Annotated in this window: 24 protein-coding genes; 5 read left to right on the forward strand and 19 right to left on the reverse strand. The window is 65.3% G+C overall.

All coding sequences use genetic code 11. The annotated features are described in order from the left end of the window. The first annotated feature begins 41 nt into the window (after positions 1 to 41). Positions 42 to 761, forward strand: a complete 720-nt coding sequence (locus PFZ56_RS03485; protein WP_110594362.1) for a 16S rRNA (uracil(1498)-N(3))-methyltransferase — start codon at positions 42 to 44, stop codon at positions 759 to 761. Positions 762 to 809: 48 nt separating this feature from the next. Here PFZ56_RS03485 and PFZ56_RS03490 read toward each other — a convergent pair whose 3' ends face one another. From PFZ56_RS03490 to PFZ56_RS03500, 3 genes are read right to left on the reverse strand one after another with little or no spacing between them, the layout of a single operon-like run. Further along, the gene (locus tag PFZ56_RS03490) at positions 810 to 1,712 is read right to left on the reverse strand and encodes a transporter substrate-binding domain-containing protein (protein ID WP_102862053.1); all 903 of its coding nucleotides are present in this window, start codon (positions 1,710 to 1,712) and stop codon (positions 810 to 812) included. Positions 1,713 to 1,741: 29 nt separating this feature from the next. Next, positions 1,742 to 2,092 (reverse strand): RidA family protein, encoded by a 351-nt coding sequence (locus PFZ56_RS03495; protein ID WP_110594358.1) that lies wholly within the window; start codon positions 2,090 to 2,092, stop codon positions 1,742 to 1,744. A gap of 21 nt (positions 2,093 to 2,113) precedes the next feature. Then, positions 2,114 to 3,355, reverse strand: coding sequence for a D-amino acid dehydrogenase (locus PFZ56_RS03500; RefSeq protein ID WP_170001827.1), 1,242 nt, complete (start codon positions 3,353 to 3,355; stop codon positions 2,114 to 2,116). A 106-nt stretch (positions 3,356 to 3,461) separates the two neighbouring features. Here PFZ56_RS03500 and PFZ56_RS03505 point away from each other — a divergent pair, with 106 nt between their 5' ends. Beyond that, entirely contained in the window at positions 3,462 to 4,367 is a 906-nt protein-coding gene (locus tag PFZ56_RS03505; RefSeq protein WP_110594354.1) for a LysR family transcriptional regulator, read from the forward strand. Here PFZ56_RS03505 and PFZ56_RS03510 read toward each other — a convergent pair. Then, positions 4,362 to 4,979 (reverse strand): hemolysin III family protein, encoded by a 618-nt coding sequence (locus PFZ56_RS03510; RefSeq protein WP_102881150.1) that lies wholly within the window; start codon positions 4,977 to 4,979, stop codon positions 4,362 to 4,364. The genes PFZ56_RS03505 and PFZ56_RS03510 overlap by 6 nt on opposite strands. 155 nt (positions 4,980 to 5,134) lie before the next feature. Between PFZ56_RS03510 and PFZ56_RS03515 the strand changes: the two genes are divergently transcribed. Further along, positions 5,135 to 6,052, forward strand: coding sequence for a LysR substrate-binding domain-containing protein (locus tag PFZ56_RS03515; RefSeq protein WP_047306474.1), 918 nt, complete (start codon positions 5,135 to 5,137; stop codon positions 6,050 to 6,052). A gap of 112 nt (positions 6,053 to 6,164) precedes the next feature. Here PFZ56_RS03515 and madM read toward each other — a convergent pair whose 3' ends face one another. From madM to mdcA, 9 genes are all read right to left on the reverse strand, one after another. Beyond that, complete coding sequence (madM, locus tag PFZ56_RS03520; RefSeq protein ID WP_102881151.1) at positions 6,165 to 6,932, reverse strand: malonate transporter subunit MadM; 768 nt, start codon at positions 6,930 to 6,932, stop codon at positions 6,165 to 6,167. A 5-nt stretch (positions 6,933 to 6,937) separates the two neighbouring features. Continuing rightward, on the reverse strand, positions 6,938 to 7,330 hold the full coding sequence (gene madL / locus PFZ56_RS03525; RefSeq protein ID WP_102881152.1) for a malonate transporter subunit MadL: 393 nt from the start codon (positions 7,328 to 7,330) through the stop codon (positions 6,938 to 6,940). Between the two features lie 67 nt (positions 7,331 to 7,397). Continuing rightward, the gene (mdcH, locus tag PFZ56_RS03530) at positions 7,398 to 8,333 is read right to left on the reverse strand and encodes a malonate decarboxylase subunit epsilon (protein ID WP_170001825.1); all 936 of its coding nucleotides are present in this window, start codon (positions 8,331 to 8,333) and stop codon (positions 7,398 to 7,400) included. Then, the gene (locus PFZ56_RS03535; protein WP_170001823.1) at positions 8,330 to 8,956 is read right to left on the reverse strand and encodes a malonate decarboxylase holo-ACP synthase; all 627 of its coding nucleotides are present in this window, start codon (positions 8,954 to 8,956) and stop codon (positions 8,330 to 8,332) included. Before PFZ56_RS03535 ends, mdcH begins: the two co-directional genes overlap by 4 nt. Next, positions 8,953 to 9,756 (reverse strand): biotin-independent malonate decarboxylase subunit gamma, encoded by an 804-nt coding sequence (gene mdcE, locus PFZ56_RS03540; RefSeq protein ID WP_170001821.1) that lies wholly within the window; start codon positions 9,754 to 9,756, stop codon positions 8,953 to 8,955. The genes PFZ56_RS03535 and mdcE overlap by 4 nt, the downstream gene beginning before the upstream one ends. Further along, positions 9,753 to 10,604, reverse strand: a complete 852-nt coding sequence (locus PFZ56_RS03545; protein ID WP_170001819.1) for a biotin-independent malonate decarboxylase subunit beta — start codon at positions 10,602 to 10,604, stop codon at positions 9,753 to 9,755. Before PFZ56_RS03545 ends, mdcE begins: the two co-directional genes overlap by 4 nt. Next, positions 10,597 to 10,896 carry a malonate decarboxylase subunit delta gene (locus tag PFZ56_RS03550; RefSeq protein ID WP_102862062.1) on the reverse strand — a complete coding sequence of 100 codons (300 nt, stop codon included), beginning with the start codon at positions 10,894 to 10,896 and terminating at the stop codon, positions 10,597 to 10,599. The genes PFZ56_RS03545 and PFZ56_RS03550 overlap by 8 nt, the downstream gene beginning before the upstream one ends. Beyond that, complete coding sequence (locus PFZ56_RS03555; protein WP_170001817.1) at positions 10,896 to 11,771, reverse strand: triphosphoribosyl-dephospho-CoA synthase; 876 nt, start codon at positions 11,769 to 11,771, stop codon at positions 10,896 to 10,898. Before PFZ56_RS03555 ends, PFZ56_RS03550 begins: the two co-directional genes overlap by 1 nt. Then, positions 11,771 to 13,447 (reverse strand): malonate decarboxylase subunit alpha, encoded by a 1,677-nt coding sequence (gene mdcA, locus PFZ56_RS03560; protein WP_170001815.1) that lies wholly within the window; start codon positions 13,445 to 13,447, stop codon positions 11,771 to 11,773. Before mdcA ends, PFZ56_RS03555 begins: the two co-directional genes overlap by 1 nt. 193 nt (positions 13,448 to 13,640) lie before the next feature. Between mdcA and PFZ56_RS03565 the strand changes: the two genes are divergently transcribed. Further along, positions 13,641 to 14,201, forward strand: coding sequence for an NADAR family protein (locus tag PFZ56_RS03565; protein ID WP_110594344.1), 561 nt, complete (start codon positions 13,641 to 13,643; stop codon positions 14,199 to 14,201). Between the two features lie 73 nt (positions 14,202 to 14,274). On the opposite strand, the gene PFZ56_RS03570 is transcribed toward PFZ56_RS03565, so the two are convergent. The 6 genes from PFZ56_RS03570 to pilG form a co-directional block, all read right to left on the reverse strand. Next, positions 14,275 to 14,724, reverse strand: a complete 450-nt coding sequence (locus tag PFZ56_RS03570) for a chemotaxis protein CheW (protein ID WP_102862066.1) — start codon at positions 14,722 to 14,724, stop codon at positions 14,275 to 14,277. Continuing rightward, positions 14,717 to 20,632: an Hpt domain-containing protein gene (locus tag PFZ56_RS03575; protein ID WP_123389927.1), complete on the reverse strand. Its 5,916-nt coding sequence runs from the start codon at positions 20,630 to 20,632 to the stop codon at positions 14,717 to 14,719. The genes PFZ56_RS03570 and PFZ56_RS03575 overlap by 8 nt, the downstream gene beginning before the upstream one ends. Before the next feature lie 55 nt (positions 20,633 to 20,687). Further along, on the reverse strand, positions 20,688 to 22,751 hold the full coding sequence (locus tag PFZ56_RS03580; RefSeq protein WP_102881160.1) for a methyl-accepting chemotaxis protein: 2,064 nt from the start codon (positions 22,749 to 22,751) through the stop codon (positions 20,688 to 20,690). 140 nt (positions 22,752 to 22,891) lie between these two features. After that, the gene (locus PFZ56_RS03585; protein ID WP_102881161.1) at positions 22,892 to 23,431 is read right to left on the reverse strand and encodes a chemotaxis protein CheW; all 540 of its coding nucleotides are present in this window, start codon (positions 23,429 to 23,431) and stop codon (positions 22,892 to 22,894) included. Between the two features lie 10 nt (positions 23,432 to 23,441). Next, positions 23,442 to 23,807, reverse strand: a complete 366-nt coding sequence (gene pilH / locus PFZ56_RS03590) for a twitching motility response regulator PilH (protein ID WP_011064000.1) — start codon at positions 23,805 to 23,807, stop codon at positions 23,442 to 23,444. Between the two features lie 57 nt (positions 23,808 to 23,864). Continuing rightward, positions 23,865 to 24,269, reverse strand: a complete 405-nt coding sequence (pilG, locus tag PFZ56_RS03595; protein WP_025131048.1) for a twitching motility response regulator PilG — start codon at positions 24,267 to 24,269, stop codon at positions 23,865 to 23,867. 236 nt (positions 24,270 to 24,505) lie between these two features. Here pilG and gshB point away from each other — a divergent pair, with 236 nt between their 5' ends. Continuing rightward, positions 24,506 to 25,477 carry a glutathione synthase gene (gene gshB / locus PFZ56_RS03600; protein WP_102881162.1) on the forward strand — a complete coding sequence of 324 codons (972 nt, stop codon included), beginning with the start codon at positions 24,506 to 24,508 and terminating at the stop codon, positions 25,475 to 25,477. Positions 25,478 to 25,549 lie beyond the last annotated feature (72 nt).

The following is a 25,549-nucleotide window of genomic DNA, read 5'->3' on the forward strand; positions in this document are numbered from 1 at the left end:
TCATCGCCGGCAAGCCGGCTCCTACAGCACAGAGAAACCAGATGAGATTGTCCCGCTTCTTTATCGACGCCCCCTTGAGCCTTGGCGAACACGAACTGCCGGAAGCCCAGGCCCATTACATCGGACGCGTGCTGCGCATGGCCGAAGGTGATGCCTTACAGGTGTTCGACGGCTCAGGGATGGAGTTTCGCGGCACGCTGGTGGAAGTGGGCAAGAAGCGGGTACGGGTCCAGCTGGATGAAAGCTTTGCCGGCCAGGACGAATCACCGCTGCAGATTCACCTGGGCCAGGGCCTGTCCCGCGGTGAACGCATGGACTGGGCGATCCAGAAAGCCACCGAACTTGGGGTCAGCGAAATCACCCCGATCTTCAGCGAGCGCTGCGAAGTGCGGCTCAAGGACGAACGTGCCGACAAACGCCTGCTGCACTGGCGCCAGGTAGCCATCAGCGCCTGTGAGCAATGCGGTCGTTCCCGCGTTCCGCTGATTCATGCACCGGTATTGCTGGCGGACTGGATCAAGCAGACCCAGGCGGACCTGAAACTGGTCCTGCATCCCGTGGCCCAGCCCCTGGAAAGCCACGCCAAACCCCAGACCCTGGCCTTCCTGATTGGCCCGGAAGGCGGCCTGTCCGATGCCGAAGTGGAGCAGGCCCACGGTGCAGGCTTTCTGCCTGCCCGTCTTGGCCCTCGCGTGCTGCGCACCGAAACCGCCCCCGTGGTCGCCCTGGCCGTGGCCCAGCAACTGTGGGGCGACTTCTAAAACAGTCCCCGTTCAAACACCCACCGTAGGTGGCGGCGCAACAGCCGGTTATTGCACCGGGTCGCTGGTGGGCTGGGCGATGATCGCCTTCAGCTCGGCAGTCATGGGGAACTCCAGGTTCAGGCCCTTGGGCGGAATCGGCTGCTGAAACCAGCGCTGGTAGATGCCGTTGATCTCGCCACTGCGATACAGATCCGCCAGGACCCCATTCACCAGGGCCAGGAACTGCGGGTCATCCTTGCGCACCATGCAGCTGTAGATCTCCCGCGACTGCTCCTCCCCCACCACCACCCAGTTGTGCGGGTCCCGCGCCTTGGCCCGTTCGCCGTAGAGCAGCGCATCATCCATGTAGAACGCCGCCGCACGCCCCGACTGCAGCATCTGGAACGCCTCGCCGTGGTCCTTGGCGCTGATCACGAACATGTCGATCTTGTGCTCGACGTTGTAACTCTTGAGAAACCGCTCGTTGGTGGTCCCCGCGGTGGTCACCACGTTCTTGCCCCGCAGGTCGGCGAAGCTTTTGATCCCACTGTCCTTGGCGGTCAAGAGTTGCCCTTTGACGTAGATAAAACCGTAGGAAAACGCCACCTGCTTCTGCCGCTCGGCCGTCACGCCGGTGGAACCGCACTCCAGGTCCACGGTGCCGTTCTGCACCAGGGGAATGCGCGTCTGCGAGGTCACCAGGTTGTACTTCACCTTCAGCTTGGGCAGGTGCAACTGCTGCTGGATGCGCTCCACCACCTTGCCCGCCAGCTCCACCGAATAGCCCATGGGCTGGCCGCTGTTGTCGCCGACGTAGGAAAAGGGCACCGAGGCATCGCGATAACCCAAGGTAATACTGGAGCTATTGGCGATCTTGGCCAGGGTGCCGTCCAGAGGCGCCTCGTTGGCCTGGGAAACGGCGCTGAACAACAGCCCCAGGGTGCAGCCGAGCAACGTGATCTTATGCATTGTTATTCTCCGTTGTGGGTAGAGGTGATTCAGCGGCGAGCAGCGATGACGCTGATTTCGACGAGGATCTGCGGGCGCGCCAGGGCCGCCTGCAAGGTCGTGCGCGCCGGCGCCTGCCCGGGGGACAGCCAGGCCGACCAGACTTCGTTCATCACCGCGAAATCGGCCTGGATGTCCTTGAGGTAGATCGTCGCGCTCAAGAGATGATCCTTGTCGCTGCCCGCCTCGGCCAGCAAGGCGTCGATCTTCTCCAGGACCTCCCGGGTCTGGCCGCCGATGTCGCTGCTAGAGCCCGGCACCTGGCCGGAAAGGAACACCAGTCCGGCAAAGGTAACGGCGCCGCTGAGGCGATGGTTGCTGTGGATACGCTGGATACTCATCTGAAGACTCCTGTTGAACGTTCAGGCGACGCGGGGCGCCAGGCCCTGCATGTCGATGCTGGTGGAACGCTGGCCAATCAGTTCGCCCAGCAGTTGGCCACTGCCGCAGGCCAGGGTGAATCCCAGCGCGCCGTGACCAAGGTTGAGCCACAGATTGCGATAGGCGGTGGCGCCGATCAGCGGCACGCCGCTGGGAGTGGCGGGACGCATCCCGGCCCATTCGCTGGCCGCCGCATAATCACCGGCGGCGGCGAAGGTCTGCTCGGCCTGACGCCGCATCAAGGCCAACCGAGCCGGGTCCGGGGACGGATCGAAGCCGACGATGTCGACCATGGCTGCCACCCGCAACTGCTGGCCGATCCGGGCGTAGACGATCTTGCGGTTGTAGTCGGTGATGCTGATATCCGGCGCGCGATGCTCAGGACCGATGGGCACGCTGAGGCTATAGCCCTTGAGCGGATACAGGGGCAGCTTGAGCCCGGGCAGGCGCAGCTCGGCGCTGCGGTGACCGGCCGCCAGCACCAGGTGCTCCACCGCTAAGAGCCGGTCGCCCAGATCGATGGCCTGCACCCGGCCGCCCTGGTGATGAATGCCCCGAACCCGCTGGCCCAGGAGAATCTCGCAACGCCCGGAAGCCCGCAGCCGCGCCGCCAACTGCTGGCAAAAGCCATGACAGTCGGCCACTTCCTCGTCGGGGGTGTGGATGCCGCCGACAAAGGGCGCGTCGCCCAGGGTCGGTTCCAGCGCCGCGCACTCGGCGGCCGACAACACCTGCTGCTGGCGGCGGTCCGCGAGGTTGTGCCGGGCGTGGTCGAAGCTGCCACGCTCACGAAAGGTCACCAGCTTGCCATTGCGCCGCCAGTCGAAGCCCTGCAGGCCATCCTCTTCGCGCCAGCGTTGCAGGGTGCTCTGGCTGAGCAATGCCAAACGCAGCAGGTGGGCGCCATTGCGCTGGTTCACCGAATGCCGGCAGGCACCGAGAAACCCCGCCAACCAACGCCATTGCGCCGGGTCCAGGCGCGGGCGCAGCTTGAGCGGCGAGTCGCCCTTGAGCATCCAGCCCAGGGCCTGCCAAGGCACACCGGCATCGGCCAGGGGCGCTACATAGCGATAGGACAACTGTCCGCCATTGGCGAAGCTGGTCTGGCTGCCTAGGGCACCCTGGGCTTCCACCAGCGTCACTTCCAGGCCCTGGCGAACCAGGGCATAGGCGCTGGCCAGGCCAATGACGCCACCGCCGATGATGCAAACCCGCTGACTCATGACTGTCCCCGACCGCTTGTTGAATGGCGCAAGGTTAGGGGCAGGTGACAGGCGCCGAACAATGAATAAAGATGGACCACCCATAAACAAAGGTTATGGACTGCCCATGCGACTGCGTCACATCGAAATCTTCCAGGCCATTCGCCAGACCGGCTCCATCAGCGGCGCCGCGCAGCTGCTGCACGTCTCCCAGCCGGCAGTGAGCAAGGTCCTGCAGCACGCCGAACTGCAACTGGGTTTTCCGTTGTTCCTGCGGGTACGGGGCAAGTTGCAGCCCACGCCCGAAGCCCTGGAGCTGGAGCGGGAAGTGGACAAGGTCAGCGAAAGCCTGCAAGGGGTCAGGCGGCTGGCGCAGAACCTGCGCCGGGCGCCGGGCCAGAGCCTGCGCATCGGCGCCACCCCGGCCCTGGCCCTGGCCCTGCTGCCACCGGCCATCAGCGAATGGACCCGCCGCTACCCGGACAGCCTGTGCGAACTGTCCAGCGCCCATAGCCGCGAACTGGTGCAGAACCTGCTGATGCGGGAAATCGATGTGGCCCTGACCCTGCAGCGGCCGGACCACCCCGGGCTCTGTGCACAGCCCCTGGCCGAGGGCGTGCTGGTGGCCCTGGCACCGCTGGACTACTGGCCGGAGCCAACCCGGGGCCAGCCACTGGCCCTGATGGAACTGGCGGATGCACCGCTGATTGGCCTGAGCAGCACCGATCCGCTGTCAGCCCGGCTCGACAGCTACCTCAAGACCGTGGAACCGCCGCCTCGGGTGAGCATTGCCGTGCAGACCTACTCCCTGGCCCGGGCCATGGTGGAGTCCGGTGCCGGGCTAGCCTTGATCGACCCCTTCACTGCCCTGGGCGCTTCACCCGCCAGCACCGCCATCCGCCCCCTGAGTCCGCCCCTGCCCATCACCCTGTACGCCGTGACCCGCACCGCCGAACCGCCGCCCCACACCCTGGCCAGCCTGCTGCAGATTTTCTCTCGTCAGGCCCAAGCCCAGCTGGACCACCCCTTATAGGACGTAGAACAGGATGGCGATGAAGTGCAGCAGGCTGCCGGCGATCACGAACAGGTGCCAGATGCCATGGGCATGACGCAGGCGGCTATCCAGGGCAAAGAAGATGATGCCCACGGTGTACAGCACGCCACCCGAGGCCAGCCAGGCAAAACCGGTGGGGCCCAAGGCCGCCAGCAGCGGCTTGACCGCCACCAGCACGATCCAGCCCATGACCGCGTAGATCACGATGGAGAGAATTCGCGCCTCGGAACGCGGCTTGATCTCCTGCAGGATGCCAATCAGCGCCAACCCCCAGACAATCCCGAACAGGGTCCAGCCCCAGGGCCCGCGCAGGGTCACCAGGCAGAAGGGGGTGTAGCTGCCGGCAATCAGCAGATAGATGGAAAAGTGATCGACCTTCTGCATGATGCCTTTGGCCCGCCCACGCACGCTGTGGTAGACCGTGGACACGCTGTAGAGCACCAGCAAGGTGAAGGAATAGATCGCCACACCGACGATCTTCCACGGGTCGCCATCGAGGCTGGCCAGCACCACCAGCCAGATCCCGCCGACAAACGCGGCGATCGCTCCCAGCAAGTGGGTCCAGGCGTTGAATCTTTCTCCGTGATACATCTGTCGCTCACCCTTGAAACATTGAAAAAACACGCAAGGCTCAGGCCTGCAGCTTGAAAGCGCAACATGTCTATTGGGGCACGGCCAATAAAAAACCAGCGGCCACGCCCTGACTCATCGGGCATCATCAGCCCCTCATCAGCCGAGGCCAGTCCATGCTCATCGACGAAGAGTTGACCCTGAAAAAGCTCGAAGTGTTTCTGGCCTTCATGCGCACCGGCAATCTGGCCCGCGCTGCCGCCGAGTTGCAGACCAGCAATGTCAGCGTGCACCGGGCCATCCACTCCCTGGAAAACGCCCTGCGCTGCCCGCTGTTCAAGCACGAAGGGCGCAACCTGACGCCGCTGGAAAGCGCCTTCGTCCTCGAAGAGCGCGCCCAGAAACTGGTCCAGGACGTGGTCGAGAGCGTGCGCCTGACCCGTGAAGCGGCGGGCTTTTCCGCAGAACGTTTCAAGCTCGGCGCGCTTTACTCGCTGACGGTGAAAACCGTGCCGCAGCTGATCATGGGCCTGAAGCTGCGCCGCAGTGAACTGAACATCGACCTGATCCTGGGCTCCAACATCGACCTGCTGTACAAGCTCAAGAACATGGAAGTGGACGCCATCCTGATTTCCCTGGACGACAGCGTCAACGACCCGGACTGTGAACAACTGCCGCTGTTTTCCGACGACATTTTCCTTGCCACTCCCGCCGACTCGCCCTTCGCCCAGCAGCGTGAAGTGGACCTGGCCGACGTGCGCGATGCCACCTTCATCACCCTGACCCAAGGCTTTGCCACTCATCAGGACGGGGTGCGGGTGTTCAAGCAGGCGGGGTTCGAACCCAAGGTAGCGATGCAGGTCAACGACATCTTCACCTTGCTGAGCATGGTCAGCTCAGGGGTGGGTTACGCGTTGCTGCCGGGGAGAATCGCGGCCGTCTACGAAAACCGCGTGAAACTGATACCGCTGCAGGCGCGCTACCGCCTGCAGCAACATATCGGCGTGGTGTTTCTCAAGGCCAAGGAGCGCGACCCGAACCTGTTGGCACTGTTGGCCGAATGCCGGATGTACGCCAATCGGCAAATCACGTAGGAAGCCGGTTCCTGCCAAAACGCGTCATTCGCAACACCGCAACCCGCCGTAAGCGAAGGCGTCCATAAGACCTGCGCACGTCTCAAAGGCCCCTTCGCCGGCAAGCCGGCGCCTACGCGCCCAGCAGGCCACGCATCAGCAGGAACAGCAGCGACGGCCCCAGCAGGCAGCCCAGGGCCGTATAGAACGCCGCCGTCAGGCAACCATAGGGCACCAGCTTCGGATCGGTGGCCGCCAAGCCCCCGGCGACGCCGCTGGAAGTGCCCATCAAGCCGCCGAAGATCACCGCGCTGCGCGGGTTGTTGAGGCCGATCAGCGGTGCCACGAAGGGTGTCATCACCATCACCAGAATCGCCTTGATCAACCCCGCGGCAATCGACAGCGCCATGACCTCGGAGCTGGCGCCGATGGCGGCGCCAGTCACCGGCCCGACGATGTAAGTCACCGCCCCGGCGCCAATGGTGGTCAGGCTCACCGCATCGGTGTAACCAAACGCCATGGCCACCCCCACTCCCGCCACAAAGGACGAGCCAACCCCGACGAACAGCGCCAGCACCCCCACGAATCCGGCGCGCTTGAGCTCCTCGACACTGACACCGAAGGCGGTGGCGACAATCGCGAAGTCCCGCAGCATGGCCCCGCCCAACAAGCCGATGCCCGAAAGCAGCGGGATATCCACCACGCCCTTCTGCCCGCCGGTGAAGGCGCCGCCCACGTAGGACAGCACCAGCCCCAGCAGAATGGCGATGGCCGAGCCATGCAGGCGGCCCTTGGTAAAGGTGTTGGAGATCCAGTAGGAGACCCACATGGTGATCCCGATCACTGCAAAACCGCTGATCAGCCCGTAGCCACTAATGACCTTCATCATCGATTCGTACATGGCCCTTACCCCACCGTTTTCTGAGGAGCGGCCACATCCGGCGCCTTGTTGCCGATGCGCACCAGCACCGGCACCAGGGCAAAGGCGATCACCACCGCCAGGGTGCCCGCCAGGATCGCCATCGGCCCGCCCTTGAGGGCGCCATACACGTTTTGCTGGGCGGCCATGGCCACCACGATGGGGATGTACACCGCGCCCCAGAACTCCACGCCCTGCTCGGACTTGCCGGCGAACAACCCGCGCTTGTGCAGGTAGCTGCCCAGGCCGATCAACAGCAGCATGGCAATACCGACGCCACCGACATTGGCCGGTACGCCGATCAATTTGCCCAGCAGCTCACCGATGAAAATACCCACCAGGGTACAAAAGGCCAGGAAGGCCACACCGTAGATAATCATTGTTGTTGTCCTCAAAGTGCATCGTCGAAGTTGTTGTTCTTGTGCTTCGTCAGCCTGAGTCGGTGCTCTATCGGTCGCGGCTTCCCTCCTCACGCATCAGCGCCTGCAAGGTGTCCAGGCGCGCGCCGTCGAAGGCGATCACCGTCCCCTGGGCAAACACCCGGCGGGCCAACCCGGTGAGTACCGCGCCGGGTGGCAGTTCGATCTGCAGGCGCACCCCGCGCTCGTAGGCGCTTTGCACGGTGCCGCGCCAGTCCACCACCCGGCACATGTTGAACGCCAGGTCATCGCGCACCTGTTCCACCGTGCGCAACGGTCGGGCCCGGCTGCCGCTCAGATAACCCAGGGCGGGCACCTGCAAGGGCACTTCGGCAAAAGCGGCGGCCAGGATCTGGGCCGGTTGTTCCAGCAACGGGCAATGGGACGGCACGCTGACCGCCAGACGCTTGGCCACGCCGACTCCACAACCCCGGGCCAGCTCGGCCACGGCATGCATCGCCGCATCGCTGCCGGCGATCACCACTTGGCTGTCGGCGTTGATGTTGGCCAGGTACACCGGCGTTTGCGGGCTGTGGACCTGGGCCAGCAACCCCTCCACCAGCGCCAGATCCAGGCCGATCAATGCGGTCATGCCATAGCCCTGCGGATAGGCTTGCTGCATCAACTGGCCACGCAGGCTCACCAGTCGCAACGCATCGGCAAACCCCAAGGCCCCGGCCACCACCGCCGCCGGGTAGGCACCGATGGACAAGCCCGCCACATAGTCCGCCTTGACCGGCGCTTGCAGCAGGGTACGGGCACAGGCCACGCCAGCGATCAACAGGCACAACTGCACGGCCCGTGTGCTGGCCAGGGCCTGGGGCGAATCCAGGGTCAGCACATCCTCGCCCAGCACTTCGCTGGCCTCGTCCAGGCAGGCGCGGATTTCAGGGCTTGGCGGCAAACGCTGGAGCATCCCCGGCTGCTGCGCGCCCTGGCCCGGAAACACCAGCAAGCTGCTCATGCCGGCTGCTCCAGCGCGCACCAGGGGTCGCTGACCAAGCGCGCGCCCTCGGCACTTTTAAGCAGCACCCGAGGCGCCGTTCCCGCCCATTCCCGCAGGGCCAGAGCGCCGGCCGGCACCTGCAGTTGCAGATCCACCGGGCACTCGGCGCACTCCAGCAGGGCCAGCAACTCGCGGGCCTGAGTCCGGGAAAAAGGTTCCGGCGTACGCAGGATCAGGTCCAGGTCGCTGTGCTGATGCAGCGCGGCAATCCCGCAGGCCAACTCAAAACCGGCGCTGCCGCTGACGCCCCAGACCAGGCCCAGGGCATCCAGCTCGCCGCGTAACTGCTGCAACGCCCGAAGCGCCGGCAATGAGCGCGAGCCGGACATCCGGCACAGCGCCTCGGGATGTACCCCACGCTGCACCGACTCCAACGCCAGCACAGCCGGGTAGCGCTGCTCACGGGTGCCACCGCGCAAGCCGACAGCAATCTGCCCCGGCGCCGTCAGCGCCCGCCGCACCACCACCGGCTGCCCGGCCTCCAGCACGGCAAAGGCCCAATCCGGCGCATCGGCGGCCAACTGCGCCGGGGTCATGCCCCACAGCAAGTCGTGGGGCAGCCAGGGGCCGAGCCCGTTCACCATTGTTCCCGCAGCAATTGGCGAACCCGGCTCGACGCCGCCCGGTTCGACGCCCCCAGACGGCAGCTCAGGTCGACGCCTTTGGCCCGCACATCGGCAATCGCCGCCAACAGGCATTCCTCGACGACCGCCAGATCCTCCACTGCCGGCTGTTCAATCTGCCGCACCGATACGCTTTCCCAGAGCAGCCCGAGACTGGCGTAGCTGTCGATGTCATAGGCCATGGGCGGCACGCTGGCGGCCAGGGCTTCCAGTTCCTCGACACTGCGCAGAGTGACCCGCGCCGCCGACGCCTTGCCCATGGCATGCACCATCACCCCTGGGTCGCGCAGGGCGATCAAGCGGTTGGCCTGATAACCGTGGGCCAGAAAGGCTCCGGACATGGCCTTGCCCACCAACAAGGCAATCACCGGGTGCCCCGCCAGCCGCGCCCGGGCGTAGCTGTCGGCCGCCGCCGCCAAGGCCTGATGGATGCCCAGGGCCTCTTCGCGACGGCCATAAGCCTGGCTCGGCACATCGACGATGGCGAGCAGCGCCCGCTTGTGAGGCTGGTCGCAGTCGGCATCGATCAACTCATCCACGGCCTTGGCCAGGCCCCAGCCTTCCAGCAGGCCGACCTCGCCCTGACGGGCACGGGGAAAGCGATTTTCCGGGTCGGCCACCACGGCGATAAAACGCACCGCCTGCCCCGCCAATTGACCATCGGCCACCCGCAGCGACGGCGGCAGGCCGGCCACCAGCGCGGCGCCGCCACTCAAGGCGTTGAACCAGTTCAAACCCCGCAAAGAACAAGCACTCATGAGCGGTCTCCTTGATACATATCGCGAACCGTCGCCGCATCGATTTGCGGCGTGGTGTCCAAACGGGCCAGGCGTTGCAGGTACAGATCGGCCTCGCGGCTGCGTTGCCGCTCGGGCAAGCCCAGGGCCAGCAACTCGCGGACCTGGGCCTGGATCTGCGCCACGTCGTCGGCCACATAACGGTCCACCAAACCGCTGGCGAAACGCTGCTCGCCGCCGGTCAGGCTCCAGATGAACGGCCGATCCCGGGAGTCGTACTCCTCAAGCCCGGCTTCCTGCTCGATCACTTGCGGGCCGTTGAGCCCCAGGCGCGCTTCCTGGGTGACCACGAGATAACTGCACAGCCCGGCGGCAATCGACATGCCGCCAAAACAGCCGACACTGCCGGCCACCACGCCGACCACCGGCTGGTACTGGCGCAGGTCGACAATCGCCGCATGGATGTCGGCAATCGCTGCCAGCCCGAGGTTGGCTTCCTGCAGGCGCACGCCACCGGTTTCCAGCAGCAGCACGGCACAGGTCGGGATGCCGTTGCGGTTGTCCTCGGCAGCCAGTTCCAGGGCTCCGGCGATCTTCGCCCCGCCCACTTCACCCAGGCTGCCGCCCTGGAACGCGCCTTCGATGGCGGCAATCACCACCGGCAAACCGGCGATGCTGCCCTTGGCGATCACCACGCCGTCGTCGGCCTGGGGCACCACGCCCTGACGCGCCAGCCAGGGCGACATGACCCGCTGGAAAGGGTCCAGCAGCTCGCGAAAACTGCCGGCATCCAGCAAGGCGCGGGCTCGCTGCCGGGCGCCCAGTTCGACGAAGCTGTGCTTGTTCAATAAACGTGCGCTGTCAGTCATGACCGATCTCCTCGAAGCCCTGTTCCAGGCGCAGGCGCACCACCCCCGGGGTGGCGCCGAAATCATGGATGTCGATCAGCAGCGCCGGCGGCAACTGGCCGTCGAACATGCGCTCGAACAGGTGCTGCCAGCGGGCGGCGCTGCCGTTTACCGAAGTCTGCACCTGGATGGTCAATGTGCCGGGCTGACCCGGCTCCAGCAGCACTTCCAGGTCGCCGGAGCCGACACAGCCCACCAGGGCGCGGCCACGGCCGGGCTGGCCGGCGGGGAATTGAAAAGACAAGGTTTCCATTAGAGCGCTCCCTGGATAAAGGCGTCGGCGGATTCGATCCGGTCCAACAGCAGGCTGGCCGCCAGCAAATCAGCGGCGCCGCCGGGCGAGGCATTCAAGGTCAACAGTTGCAGGTCCAGCTCATGCAAGCGACGACGACCGGCGAGGCTGGCGCTGCCACCGGCATCGAGCACCGCCTGGGCGCCCTGCTGCATGGCCTGCAAGCCTTGCTCACCGGCGCGGTACAGCACGCAGGTGTCCGCCAGACGGCTCATGATCGCCAGCAAGGCATCAAGCCGGGCGTTCTGTTCGCCATGGCCCTGGGCGCGGCTGCGCTTGAGCTGTGGCAGCCCCCATTGCAGCACCGCGGGGAAGCCTTGCTGGGCTTCTTCCCGAGCACCGCGCACACCGTAGCGCAGCGCCACCTGGGCGCCATGACTCAAGGGCCGTGGCGCGTAACGATCCTCCAGCAGGGCCAGACGCGCGGCCCGCAGTGCAACACTGCCGGCGCCTGTGGCTTGAGGCTCCAGCGCGGCGGCGGCCACCAGCAGGCCCAGGGCCCAGATCGCCCCACGATGGGTATTCACCCCCGCCGTGGTGGCAAGCATGGCCTGTTCGCCTTCGCGGCCGATGCGGCCCAGGGCTTCGCGCAGAGGCAGGCCGACGGCGCCGAACGCCAGCGCCGCTTCGGCCATTTCCTTGAAGGCCGGCCACAGGGCCAGGGCCGAAGCGTGCATCAAGCCCAGGTGCAGATCGGTATGGGCGCCATTGCCACGGCGGTCCACCAGGGCCGGCTTGGGCGACAGGTCGGCCTCGTCGATCAGCGCGTCCACCGCCAGGTCCGCCAAGCGTTCGGCCAGACTCAGGCTGTTTGATTGCAGGTTGAGTGCGTGCATTACCAGCTCCTGAACTTGGCGGGCGGGTTGTACAAGCCACCGGACCACTGCACCAGATCGGCGACGCTTTTCGCCGCCAGCAGCTCGCGGCTGGCGTCGGTCCGGCGAATGCCCAGGTCTTCCGGCAAGGCGATCAGCCCTTCACGGCGCATGCGCGCGGTGTCCTTGGGGTTGTGGCGCAAGCCGATGGCGGTCACCCCAGCCACCGCGGCGATCATCGCCTGGCGTTCTTCCAGGGAGCGGGCCTTGTACAGGTAGGCGATGCCTTCCTCGGTGAGCAGGTGAGTAACGTCGTCGCCGTAGATCATGATCGGCGCCAGGGGCATGCCGCTCTTGCGCGCCACTTCCACGGCATCCAGGGTCTCGACAAAGGTCGGTTTGCCGCCTTCCTGGAAGGTTTCCACCATCTGCACCACCAGCTTCTTGCCGCGTTCGAGCATGGCCTGGGGTGCATCGCTTTGATCCTGGCGCATATCGAGCCAGGCCGGAGTGCCGTGGCGCCGCCCGCGCGGGTCGTGGCCCATGTTCGGTGCCCCGCCGAAACCGGCCAGACGGCCGCGGGTCACGGTGGAAGAGTGGCCGTCGCCGTCCACCTGCAAGGTGGCGCCGATAAACAGGTCCACCGCGTATTGCCCGGCCAGCTGGCAGAACATCCGGTTGGAACGCAGGGAACCGTCACGACCGGTGAAGAACACGTCCGGGCGTGCAGCGATGTAGTTCTCCATGCCCAGTTCGGTGCCGAAGCAATGCACGCTTTCCACCCAGCCGCTTTCGATGGCCGGGATCAGGGTTGGGTGGGGATTGAGGGTCCAGTTGCGGCAGATCTTGCCCTTGAGCCCCAGGGACTCGCCGTAGGTCGGCAGGATCAGCTCGATGGCCGCGGTGTTGAAACCGATGCCGTGGTTCAGCGACTGCACCTTGTGTTTTTCGTAGATGCCGCGGATCGCCATCATCGCCATCAACACATGCACCGGCTTGATATGCCGTGGATCGCGGGTGAACAGCGGTTCGATATAGAACGGCTTGTCGGCCACCACCACGAAGTCGACCCAGGACGCGGGAATGTCGACCCGGGGCAGCTCGCTGACATCGTCCACCAACTGGTTGACCTGGACGATGACAATGCCGTCGCTGAAGGCCGCCGGCTCGATCAGTGCCGGGGTGTCCTCGGTGCTGGGGCCGGTGTAGATGTTGCCGGCACGGTCGGCCATGAACCCGGCGGACAGCACCACATTGGGGATCAGGTCCACCACCAGCCGTGCATAGAGTTCGATGTAGGTATGAATGGCGCCGATTTCCAGCAGCCCGTCTTCCAGCAACTGGCTGATGCGCAGGCTCTGGGTGCCGGCGAAGGAGAAGTCCAGCTTGCGGGCGATGCCGCGCTCGAACAGGTCTAGGTGCTCGGAACGGCCGACACTGGGCATGATCATGTGCAAGTCATGCAGCTTGGCCGGGTCGACCTTGGCCAGGGAGCGGGAGAGAAAGTCCGCCTGCTTCTGGTTATTGCCCTCCAGCACTACCCGGTCGCCGGGCAGGATCAGGGCTTCCAGGGCGGCGACGATCTTGTCGCTCGGCAACACCACGCCATCGGCGATGGCCCGCACCTGTTCGAGGCGCCGCTGCTTTTCGCTGCGCCGCCGCGACCAGCGCGCGTCGGGGGAAATTATTGTTGTCATGCTCACTCCACGGGTTCGCTGTCGTGGCAGTCACCATAGGAGTGAAACCTGGGGTCATCAATCAAGCCCGGCGTTGGATAGTTACGCTGAGCGTAACGATTGCCAAGCCAATGGCGCCGTTTCTCGCTCTCGGTACACAATGCCCACCGGACCGGCCAGCCAATGGCCTGAGCAGACAACAATGAGAGTCAGCATGGACACACCGATTCGCTCGAACCAGGCGTTGCTGGAACAGATCAAGCACGGCCTGAAGCCCGACTACCTGATGTTCTGGGGGCACCAGCCGACCCGGGACGGGCGCCCTTCCCCGAGTTGCTTCAGCCAGTGGTTTGCCGCCGGTTTCGAGATCGAGGGCATCCACTATCCCAGCGCCGAGCACTTCATGATGGCCGGCAAGGCCCTGCTGTTCGACGACCGGGAAACCCACGGGCGCATCCTCAAGGCCGTGACGCCCGCCGATGTGAAGCAACTGGGCCGTGAGGTTCGTGGTTTCGATGACACGCAATGGCAAGCGGCGCGCTTCGACATCGTGGTCCAGGGCAACCTGGCCAAGTTCAGCCAGCACTCGGCCCTGGGCGAGTACTTGCTGTCCACCCGGGACCAGGTGCTGGTGGAAGCCAGCCCGGTGGACCGGATCTGGGGCATTGGCCTGGCCGCCGAGGACGCCAAGGCCAGCCGGCCGGAGCAATGGCGCGGCCTGAACCTGCTGGGCTATGCGCTGATGGAAGTGCGGGACAGGTTGCGTACTGCCTGAGGCGCTGCTTTCGCTGGCAAGCCCGCGCCTACAGGCGGTTTTGTGCAGGAGCCGGCTGGCCGGCGAAGCGGCCCTAAAGCCCCCCCACCAGCAACTCTTCCAGCGCCAGCAGATCCGGCACTTTGGCCACCAGCTCGGCCACCTGCACCGCGGCTTTTTCCAGGGGCGCCAGGGGCACGTCGACATAGCTCAGTTGGCTGTCGAGCTTGCAGGAACGGGGAATGCCCTGCACCAGCAAGGCGATGAACTTCAGTTCCGGGCGCCCGCCCAGGGCATTGAGCACCACGATGCGAGCCCGCTCGCCGATCACCGTCTTGTTGCCACAGGCCGATTCGAAACTGATCAACGGAATCCGCCGTTCGCGCCAGAGCACCTGGCCCAGGTACCAGGGTGGCGAGTCCAGGTCGAAGGCGCCCTGCTGGTAGTCGATCAACTCGGCCACCGCCACGTTCGGCAAGATCAGGGTGCGGTCGGCCAGGGGCAACAACAGCCCGGTGAGGGTGCTGGAGCGGTGATCAAGCATGGTTCTTGCTCCACAGGGCGATGCTTTCCAGTAACACCGACTCTTGATAAGGCTTGCCGAGATAGTCGTTGACGCCAATGGCCATGGCCCGATCGCGGTGTTTCTGGCCGGTACGGGAGGTGATCATGATGATCGGCAAGTGCTGCAGACGTGGATCGTTGCGCACCTGGATCGCCACTTCGAAGCCGTCCATGCGCGGCATCTCGATATCCAGCAGCATCAGGTCCGGGGTGTGCTCGGCCAGCACGGCCATGGCATCGACTCCGTCCTTGGCGGTGAGCACGTTCATGCCGTGGCGCTCCAGCAAGCGGCTGGTGACCTTGCGCACGGTGACCGAGTCATCCACCACCAGCACCAGCATCGGCCGTGGCGGCTCCACCTCGCTGACCGCTTCCTCCCCGGCCGGACGCGGCAGGGGCGCTTGCAACTGCTGTGCGCGGATATGCGCCAGCAGGTCGAGAATCAGCACCACCCGGCCATCGCCGAGAATGGTCGCGCCGGACAGGCCCTGCACCGCCGCGAACTGCGGGCCCAGGCTCTTGACCACGATCTCCCGGGTGCCGGCCGTGGTATCCACCTGCACCGCGATACGCTGCTCGTTGCAGTGCACCAGCAGCACCGGCAACGGCAGCACCTGGCCCAGGAGCTTGGGCCGCGGCACGGTGTGCAGCAGCTCCCCCAGGTAGCACAGGTCATAGCGCTGGCCGGCGTATTCATAGCGCGGCGGGTCGAGTTGGTAATAGGCGTCCAGTTCACCCGGCAGCACCCGGACGATGCCTTCCACGGTGTTCAGCGGGATGGCGTACTGCTCGTCGGCGCACTGCACCATCAATGCCCGGTTGACCGAGACGGTGAATGGCAAGCGAATACGGAAATGCACCCCCTGGCCGGCAATGGAGTCGATGCTCATGCTGCCGCCCAGTTGGCGCACTTCTTCATGGACCACGTCCATGCCCACGCCGCGCCCGGAGATCTGGGTGATCTTCTCGGCGGTGGAAAAGCCCGGCTGCATGATGAACTGCAGCACCTCGCGGTCGCTGATGGGCGCCTGCGGGTCCAGCAGGCCGCGCTTGATGGCCTTGTTGCGCACCGCCTCCAGGGGCACTCCGGCACCGTCGTCGCGCATGTCGAAGATGATGTCGCCGCCCTCGCGGGACAGGTCGAGGGTGATCCGCCCCTGTCGCGGCTTGCCGGCGGCCAGCCGCGCCTCGACGGATTCCAGGCCGTGGTCCACGGCGTTGCGCAGCATGTGCTCCAGGGGCGCCACCATGCGTTCGAGCACGTTGCGGTCCATTTCCCCCTCGGCGTTGCCCACCACGAATTCCACGTCCTTGCCCAGCTCTTCGGCCACTTGGCGCACGATGCGCTTGAGCCTTGGCACCATGCGCTCGAAAGGCACCATGCGGGTGCGCATCAAGCCTTCTTGCAACTCGGTGTTGATGCGCCCCTGCTGCTGCAACAGGTTCTCGGCGTCATGGTTGCGTCGGTCGAGGGTTTCCTTGAGGTCCAGCAAGTCCGAGGCCGATTCGAACAGGGCCCGGGACAGCTGCTGCAACTGCGAGTGTCGATCCATTTCCAGGGGGTCGAACTCTTCGTAGCCCAGGCGCTCGGCCTCCACCTGCTGGCGGCTGAGAATCCGTCCCTGGGTCTCGGTGTCCAGGCGGCGCAGCTGGTCACGCATCCGCTCGATGGTGGTTTCCATCTCGCCAAGGGCCACCCGGGCATCGTTGACCTGTTGTTCGATGCGGCCACGGAAGATCGATGTCTCCCCGGCCAGGTTCACCAGGTCGTCCAGCAACTCCGCCGATACCTTGACCATGTCCCCGGCTGCCGCCGCTTCTGGAGCGGGTGCGACAGGCTCGGGCTTGCTCGCCGGTAGCGGGGTTGGCACCCCAGACGTGGACGGCACACGGGGATGGCTCAGGTCGTGGATGGCGTCGATGAGTTTCTGCGCCGCCTCGATGGGCTGGCCAGCCCGGGCTGCGTCGAGCATCTGCGCCAGACGGTCGTGACTTTTCTGCAACAGGGTGAACAGCGCCGGGCTGGGTTGCAGCAGGCCGGCGGACAGGCCTTCGAAGAGAAACTCCAGCTCGTGGGCCAGATCGCCGATGGGGGCAATTTCCACCATCCGCGCACCGCCCTTGAGGGTGTGCAGGTCCCGCAGCAGGGTTTCCACTTCCTGGCGGGCCTGGGGGTCAGCCTGCCAGCGCCCCAGGGCCGCGGCGGAGCTGTCGATGATGTCGAAGCCCTCTTCAAGGAAGATCTCCAGCAGCTCCGGGTCCTGGGCGGCACTGTCTTCCTGCGCCGCGCTCGGCACCGGCTCCGCAGGGCTTGCGGCCTGCTGCCGGTAGGCCCGCACGGCATCGACCTGGGCCCGGGACTCGTCCAGCGGCCGTTGCCCCTGCAATTGCTCCAGCAGCAGCGCCAGCTGCTCATGGCTGCTGCGCAATAGCAGGCCCAGGTGCTGACTGTGGCTGTAGCGCCGGTCCACCAGCCCCTCGTACAGCGACTCCAGCTCATGGGCCAGTTCCGCCACCGGGGCCACTTCGGCCATGCGCGCACCGCCCTTGAGGGTATGCATGTCCCGCTGCAGGGACGACAGCGGTGCAGCATTTTCAGGATCGGCCAGCCAGCGCTGCAAGGCCTGGTCGGCGCTTTCGAGGATATCCACCGCTTCTTCGAGGAAGATCTCGACGATCTCGTCATCGGCTTGCAGAGGATCTGCAACCTGCTCCAGGCCAGCGGTGGCCGCCCCCAGTTCACTGATACTCAGGACGCGACTGCCATCGCTTCTGATCAAGCCGGTGGCGGATGGGTCGAGGCCCTGGTGCAACAGTTCGCGCAGGGCCTCGACCCGCTCCGGCCGCGGGCTGACTTCCTGGCCCGCCGCCAGCTCGTCGAGCATGTTGATCAGGGCTTCATGGGCGCTTTCGGCTTCATTGAAGAAGCCCTCGCTGACCGCCAGGCTGCTTTCCTCCACGGCGCCATAGAGATCGAGCAGGGCCTCGCACAGCTCATCCACCGGATGCAGGTCGGCCAGGTGAGCGCCTTCGCCAAGGGTGGTCAACTCGTCCAGCAAGGCGCTGAGCTCCTGGCGCTCGCCGGGATGCTGCTGCCAACGCCGCAACAGGCTTTCGGCATCCAGCAGGATGTCCATGCCCTGGGCCAGGAAGTTATTGATCAGCTGCGGATCGCGCTTGGCCCGAGGGGCACTGTCCGGGGCGTTGAGCAAGGCTTCCAGCCGCTCCCCCAGCAGCACCAGGACGCGGCCGACCAATGAGCGCGCACCATCGATGGGCGCCAGCGGATCACTGTCCAGCTGCCGCAAGCCACGGCGCAGCAGGCCTTCGGCCTCCAGCAGCAGTTCCACTTCGTCCAGGTCCAGGGGAATCAGGTGCGCCCGGTACTCCCGGGCCAGTTGGTCGAAGGGCCCGGCCAGCTCGGCGATGGGCAGCACTCCGGCCATGGAGGCGCTGCCCTTGAGGGTGTGCAGGGCACGTTGCAGTGCGTCGCTGGCCTGCAACGGCACGTGCTCGGCGGCCTGATCGAGAAAACGCTGGATGCTGTCCAGGTGGGTCTGGGCTTCGGCCCGGAAGATTTCCAGCAACTGCGGGTCGAGGGCGTGGTCGTCCGGCGCCACGCTGGCGGGCTCCTCGGCGCCCTTGGCCAGGGCATGGGCACGCGCCGCCAGGCGATCGACATCATCGCGCTGACGCTGACCCTGGACGGCGAACTCGGCGATCAGCTCAGGCAACAGCTCCAGCGTGTCCTCCACCAGCTGCAGGACCTCGGGGCCGGGGGCCACGCTGTGTTCCAGCACCCGATTGAGGAGGTTCTCCACCGCCCAGGCCAACTCCCCCAGCACCAGCGCACGCACCATGCGGCCGCTGCCCTTGAGGGTATGAAAGGCCCGCCGCAGCTCACTCAGGGCGGACGTGCCCTGGGGGTCGGCCGCCCAGCGCGGCAGGTACTCACGAAGCATTTCCAGCACTTCCTCGGTTTCTTCGAGGAACACTTCCCGCAGTTCGTCGTCCACGGGCTCCTCGTCCCGAGGGGGCGGCAGCAGGCTGCCCGGGGTGATCAGGGCCGGCGGGTTGAGGGCCGATACTGGCACCGCCAGCGCATCCGCCAGGGACTGTGCCACCTGGGGATCATCCAGCGCCTGCAGGTCCTGCGCCACTTGGGCCTGGTTGGGACTCAGGGGCTGATCCAGCAACGGCACCTGTTCCACCGGTACATAACCGAGGGCGGCCAGGCCTTGCTCGGCAACGTCGAGGATCTTTTCGCCCGGGGCTTCATGGTCCTCGCTCAAGCGCTCCAGGTAGTACTCCAGGCTGGTGATCACGTCAGCCAGATGGTCCAGTTGCTGCCAGGCCGGCCTGGGTTGCGCCAGCAGCAGATGCTCGGCGATGAACTGGTTGCAGGCCTCCATCAGACTGGCGGCACGGGGCAGCGGAATCATCGCCAGGGCACCGCGCACCTGGGTCAGCAGCTCTGGCAGCGAAACCAGTAGCTCGCGCTCCCAGTCACCTTCGATGCACTCGATGATCAGGTCCTTGGCCTGCTGCAGGCAGAGCCGTGCCTCCCTGATCACCAGTTGGTGGATCTGGGTCAGGTCGGTGGTGGGCAGGCGGCTTTCTTCGCGACTCTCCGGCTCCACAGTGCCGACCATGCCGGCCAGGGTCGCCTCGACATACAACAGGGCACCGGCCACATCCATCAACACCGCGTCGTCCGGCGCCCGCTGGCCCTGAGCCAGACTCTGCACCACCGCCAACTGGTCGATGATCACCTTGCGCGGCTGGCCGAACCCCAGCACCGCCAGGGTGTCGGCGATCTGCCGCAGCGGCGACAGCAGGCTGTCCAGGTCGCCGGCGTGCTGGCGATCGCTGCGCACGAACAGGTCGAGGCGCTCCTTGACCCGCACCAGGCCGTCGCACACGGCCGCCAGCACCGAACGCATGGCATCGCGATCGGGGCCGGCCATGCGGGCCCGCTCCTCGTCGACCACCGCGCTGTCGGGCAAGGCATCGTCCAGTCCGTAACGTTCTTTCATGGTCAGCATCAATGGAGTGGGGTGGCGCGCCTTGGCGATGTAGAACAACAGGCTCTTGAGCAACTCGGCGGGCGCCGCCTGGTTGATGCCGGGCATGCCTTGCTCCAGGAGCCGCTTGAGTTCCTTGTCGGCGTCCTTGAGCAGGCTGCGCACCGCCGGGCTGTTGGCGATCTCGTTCTGGCGCATGCCTTCCACCAGGGCCGAGGCGATATGCCACAAAGGCGCCAGCGGCGCATCCTGGCACAGGGCCTCCAGGCGCTCGAAGACCTTGGCCATGTGGCCCAGGCAAATGTCGGCGTCCTGCTCACGCAGCAGGTCCACCAGCGCGGTCTGCAGCATGTGTCGCAGCTTGCGCAACTGGGTCGGGAATTCCAGGGGCTCCAGGGCCGCCAGTGCCTTGTCGGAAAGAGGCGGCAGGCTGGGCAATTGCGGGCTGAACAGGCTGGTTTCCGAAAGCAGGCTTTCACCCCGGGCGCTGCGCAGGTCGTTGAGCAGTGGCAACACCACCAACGGCAGGTCGCGCCGGGCGCTCTGCACCCGGTCCAGGTACTGGGGCAACTGGCTGATGGCCTGGCGCAGCAGGCGCAGGGCTTCGTCACGCTGGGCCACCCGCTGTTGCTGCAGGGCCAGGGCGAGTTTCTCCATCTCCTCGGCCAACAGCGCGGCGCCGTAGAACTCCACCATCTGCAGGCTGCCATGGACCTGATGAATCCCCTCCAGGCACTGGTCGAGGGCGTCCAAGGCCTGGGGATCGTCCGCCAGGTGCTCCAGTGCCTGATAGGCCTGCTTCAAGGTCTCGGCAATTTCGCCCTTGACCCATTCCAGGGCCACATAGTCATGCCGGTCAACCATAACCACTCCAGTCAAAACCTTCTGTGCTCGCCAGATCGCAAACGGGTTCCCAGCGTCAGCGGTTGTCATTCGGGGCCGGTCCCCGGGTCGCCGGCAGGGTAAAGCCGGATACAGAGCGGCGCAGTTGGCTGGCCATCTTCGCCAGGTTGCCGATGCTCTCGGCGGTCGCAGTGGAGCCGGACGAGGTTTGCGAGGTAATCTGCTGGATCACGTTCATGGTCAGGGAAATCTGACCGGCCGAGGAGGTCTGTTGCTGGGCCGCATTGGAGATGCTCTGGATCAGCGCCGCCAGGGTCCTGGATACGCCCTCGATTTCTTCCAGGGCCACCCCGGCGTCCTGGGCCAGGCGTGCACCACGCACCACTTCGGTGGTGGTCTGCTCCATGGAGATCACCGCTTCGTTGGTATCGGTCTGGATCGCCCGCACCAGGGTCTCGATCTGTCGCGTGGCCGCCGAGGAGCGCTCCGCCAGCCGCTGCACTTCATCGGCCACCACGGCAAAACCGCGCCCGGCATCCCCGGCCATGGAGGCCTGGATCGCCGCGTTCAAGGCCAGGATGTTGGTCTGGTCGGCAATGTCGTCGATCAGGCTGACGATATCGCCGATTTCCTGGGAAGACTCACCCAGGCGCTTGATGCGCTTGGCGGTGTCCTGGATCTGTTCACGAATGTTGTCCATGCCGTGGATGGTGTTGTGCACCACTTCGTTGCCCTTGTTGGCGATCTCCACCGAGCGCTCGGCCACCGCCGAGGACTCCGCCGCGGTGGCCGAGACCTGATCGATGGACTGGGCGATGTCGTTGATCGCCGTGGAAGCTTCGCAAATCTGCTGCGCCTGATGCTCCGAGGCTTCCGCCAGCTGCATGGCGGTGGCCTGGGTTTCCTGCACCGCGCCGGCCACCTGACCCGCCGTGAGGTTGATGGTGGCCACCAGGTCGCGCAGTTGGTCGACGGAATAGTTGATGGAATCGGCAATGGTGCCGGTGAAGTCTTCGGTCACCGAAGCGGTCACCGTCAGGTCGCCGTCCGCCAGGTCCTCGATCTCATCCAGCAGACGCATGATCGCGTTCTGGTTGCGCTCGTTCTTCTCGGCGGTTTCCAGCAACTGGCGGTTGGTTTCGCGGACCATCACCAGGCCGATGAGGATGATCGACGCCAGTGCCAGCAGGCCCAGGACGTAACCGCCGATGGTGTCCAGCTTGCGACTGCCGGCCAGGTTCTCGAAGCCGGTGGCCAGCAGCGAGGCTTCGTCCAGCAGGGTCTGGGACAGGCTGAAGATGTTGCTCGCCGATTCGCGGACCTGGAACAGCTCGGGCGAGGTTTCGAGGATCTCGTCCACGGAACCGGAAACGAACTCGAACAGTTCGGAAATCTCCGTCAGGCGGGACCGGGCGTCGAGGTCTTCGACCTGGCTGATCTTCAGCCCCGGGTTGCCTTGCAGCATGCCGTTGAGCACCTGGCCGAATCGTGCGGCATCGCGGCCGAATGCATCGGCGGCCTGCACGGCGTTTTCGTCGCCGGCCAGCACCGTATTCACCGCACCGAGAATCCGTTCGGCCAACAACGACTGGCGCTGGGCCATAGCCACCTGGGCTGCCGGGGCGCCGCGCTGGAGCAGGATCTCCACCACCTTCTCGTATTCCACCTGCAACTGCGGCACGGTTTCCGCCAGGGTCGCGGCCACCTGGTGCAGCGACAACACCGTCTGTTCGCTGGCCAGGATCGCGTCGGTGTTCTTCAGCAGTTTTTCCCAGTCCAGCTGCACGGCGCGCATTTCCTGGCGCAGGGCCACCGGGGCCCCGGGCAGGCCGGTGGCCGGGTCGCCCTTCTTCAGATAGCCCCAGCGCTGGGCAAAGTCGTTGCGTGCATCCCCCAGCAGCTTGAACGCCGCGGCCTTGCCCGCCGCCGCTTCGGTGGCGTTCTTGGCGATGCGCTGGGACAGCACCCGCAGCTCGCCAGCATGGCCGATGTACTGCTTGTCGTAGGTGGCCTGGGTATTGAGGTAAGCGAAGTTGGCGAACAGCAGCATGATGAACACGATCAGTGCGATGAACAGCACGATGATCTGCGAGCGACTGCGGGAGCCCTCCAGGGGCTTGCCGGTTTTGGCTTTGGTCATCGATCAGGCCTGTGGCGAGCGGGCGGTCCCGCGTTCGGGTCCCCGGGACGCACGCATCGCCAGGGCAGCATGGATTGATCCAGGAAGGCACGGGCCTGCCATGGCACTGCAAACGGGCTGCACAGCCGTCGGGGCGTCATTCATGCCGCCACCTCCAGGAACCCGGGAGAACGGGCCAGGGCGAAGGGGCTGAACACCTGCCAGACCTGATCACGACGGAACTGCCCTTGCAGGTAGGGATTGATCGCGGCGTCGCAGAATCCGCCAAGGCCGGGCTCCAGGCTGTCCTGGGCAAAGTGCTGCAGGCCGGCCACCTCATCCACCAGCAGGCCGGCGAACAGCTCTTTGTACTCCACCACCAGCACTCGCCGCTGCTTGCGCAGGGGCGACAGTTCATGACCAAAAAAACCGCACAGGTCCATGATCGGCAGCAGGCGCCCACGCAGGTTGGCCACGCCCTTGACCCAGGGTTTGACCCCGGGCAGCAGGGTGTAGCGCGGCTCGTGCAGGACTTCGCTGATCTCGCCCATGGCCGCGACGTACCAGTGCTCTCCCAGGCGGAAACCGATACCGCTCCAGCTGTGCTGGCGGGTTTCCTGGGACGGCAGGTCGGCAGCCAGCAGGCGGCAGCGCTGGTCGATCTCCAGCAGCAGCTCGAAGGCGGTCTGGGATTCGCTCATGGCCGGGCGATCAGCCGGCCAGGACGTTGTTCAGGGTCTTGATCAGGGTCTCTTCGTCCACCGGCTTGGTCAGGTAGTCCTTGGCGCCCTGGCGGGTGCCCCAGACCTTGTCGGTTTCCTGATCCTTGGTGGTGATGATGATCACCGGGATGTGGCTGGTCTCGGCGTCCTTGGTCAACTGCCGGGTGGCCTGGAAGCCGTTGAGGCCGGGCATGACGATGTCCATCAGCACCGCATCGGGTTTTTCTTCCCGGGCCAGGGCCACGCCGTCGGCACCGTTCTCGGCCTTGAGCACTTCATGGCCGTGCTTTTCCAGCATGCCGGTGAGTTTGTACATTTCAGTCGGCGAGTCATCGACGATCAGAATACGAGCCATGGTCTTCCCCATACGGTATAGGCGCGCGGCCCGCGGGCCGGACACCATTGTGCGTGTCTACTGTGGCGCAAGCGCGACAAAGTCCGGAACGTGGGCCTTGATTGCGCTCAGCAGTTCTTCCTTGCTGAAGGGTTTGGTCAAAAACTGGTCGGAGCCGACGATACGCCCCTTGGCCTTGTCGAACAGGCCGTCCTTGGAGGACAGCATGATCACGGGAATGGACTTGAACGCGCTGTGGTTCTTCACCAGCGCACAGGTCTGATAACCGTCGAGCCGCGGCATCATGATGTCGACGAAAATGATTCCGGGGTGGTGGTCGACGATCTTCGACAGCGCTTCGAAGCCGTCCACTGCGGTAATGACTTCACAGCCGACGTTCTTCAGCAGCATTTCGGCCGTGCGGCGAATCGTCTTCGAATCGTCGATCACCATCACCTTCAAGGCGTTGGAATGCTGTTCCATATCTGCTCTGCCATCGCCCCAGCGAATGATTTGATCCGGTACCGCTGGCCAACGCCCCAAACCCTTGAACTTCAAGGCCTCGGCCCGGCATGCGAGCCTTTTTAGCACACTCTCCCCCCTGCAATCTATGGACCACGCCAGGCAGTGGTTTTTCCTTGACCCAGGCCCTTGTCAGCGCCACTCTGACGCCACTTTTTTTGCCTTGCATCCACTCATTTTCTTAAAGGAATCCACCCATGAGCGTTCGCGTCGGGATTGTCATGGACCCTATCGCCAGCATCTCCTACAAGAAGGACAGCTCGCTGGCCATGCTGCTGGCCGCCCAGGAGCGCGGCTGGACCCTCTTCTATATGGAGCAGCGCGACCTGTACCAGGGCGCCGGCGTGGCCCGGGCGCGCATGCGGCCGCTGCAGGTGTTCGCCAACCCGGAGAAATGGTTCGAGCTGGACGCCGAGATCGACTGCCCGCTGAGCGATCTGGACGTGATCCTGATGCGCAAGGACCCGCCCTTCGACATGGAGTTCGTCTACTCCACCTACCTGCTGGAACAGGCCGAAAGCGCCGGCGTGCTGGTGGTGAACAAGCCCCAAAGCCTGCGCGACTGCAATGAAAAGCTGTTTGCCACCCTGTTCCCACAGTGCACCCCGCCCACCGTGGTCAGCCGTCGCGCCGATGTATTGCGCGAGTTCGCCGCCCAGCATGGCGATGTGATTCTCAAGCCCCTGGACGGCATGGGCGGCACCTCGATCTTCCGTCACCGCGCCGGCGACCCGAACCTGTCGGTGATCCTGGAAACCCTGACCGTGCTCGGCAGCCAGCAGATCATGGCCCAGGCCTACCTGCCGGCCATCAAGGACGGCGACAAGCGCATCCTGATGATCGATGGCGAGCCGGTGGATTACTGCCTGGCGCGCATCCCCGCCGCCGGTGAAACCCGTGGCAACCTGGCCGCCGGCGGTCGTGGCGAGGCCCGTCCACTGAGCGACAAGGATCGCTGGATTGCCGCTCAGGTCGGCCCGACCCTGCGGGCCAAGGGCCTGCTGTTCGTCGGCCTCGACGTGATCGGCGAGCACCTGACGGAAATCAACGTCACCAGCCCCACCTGCATCCGTGAAATCGACAATGCCTTCGGCACCCAGATCGGCGCACGGCTGATGGATGCCATCGAACGCAAACTGCAAGCCGCCAGCAACAAGCCGCAAGCTTGATCTGCATCAAGCTGCAGCTTGTCGCTTGAAGCTTGGCACTCAAGGCTTGAAACCAACATTGCGTTATCATGC

The organism is Pseudomonas danubii (genome assembly GCF_042980055.1).
Classification (GTDB): domain Bacteria; phylum Pseudomonadota; class Gammaproteobacteria; order Pseudomonadales; family Pseudomonadaceae; genus Aquipseudomonas; species Aquipseudomonas danubii.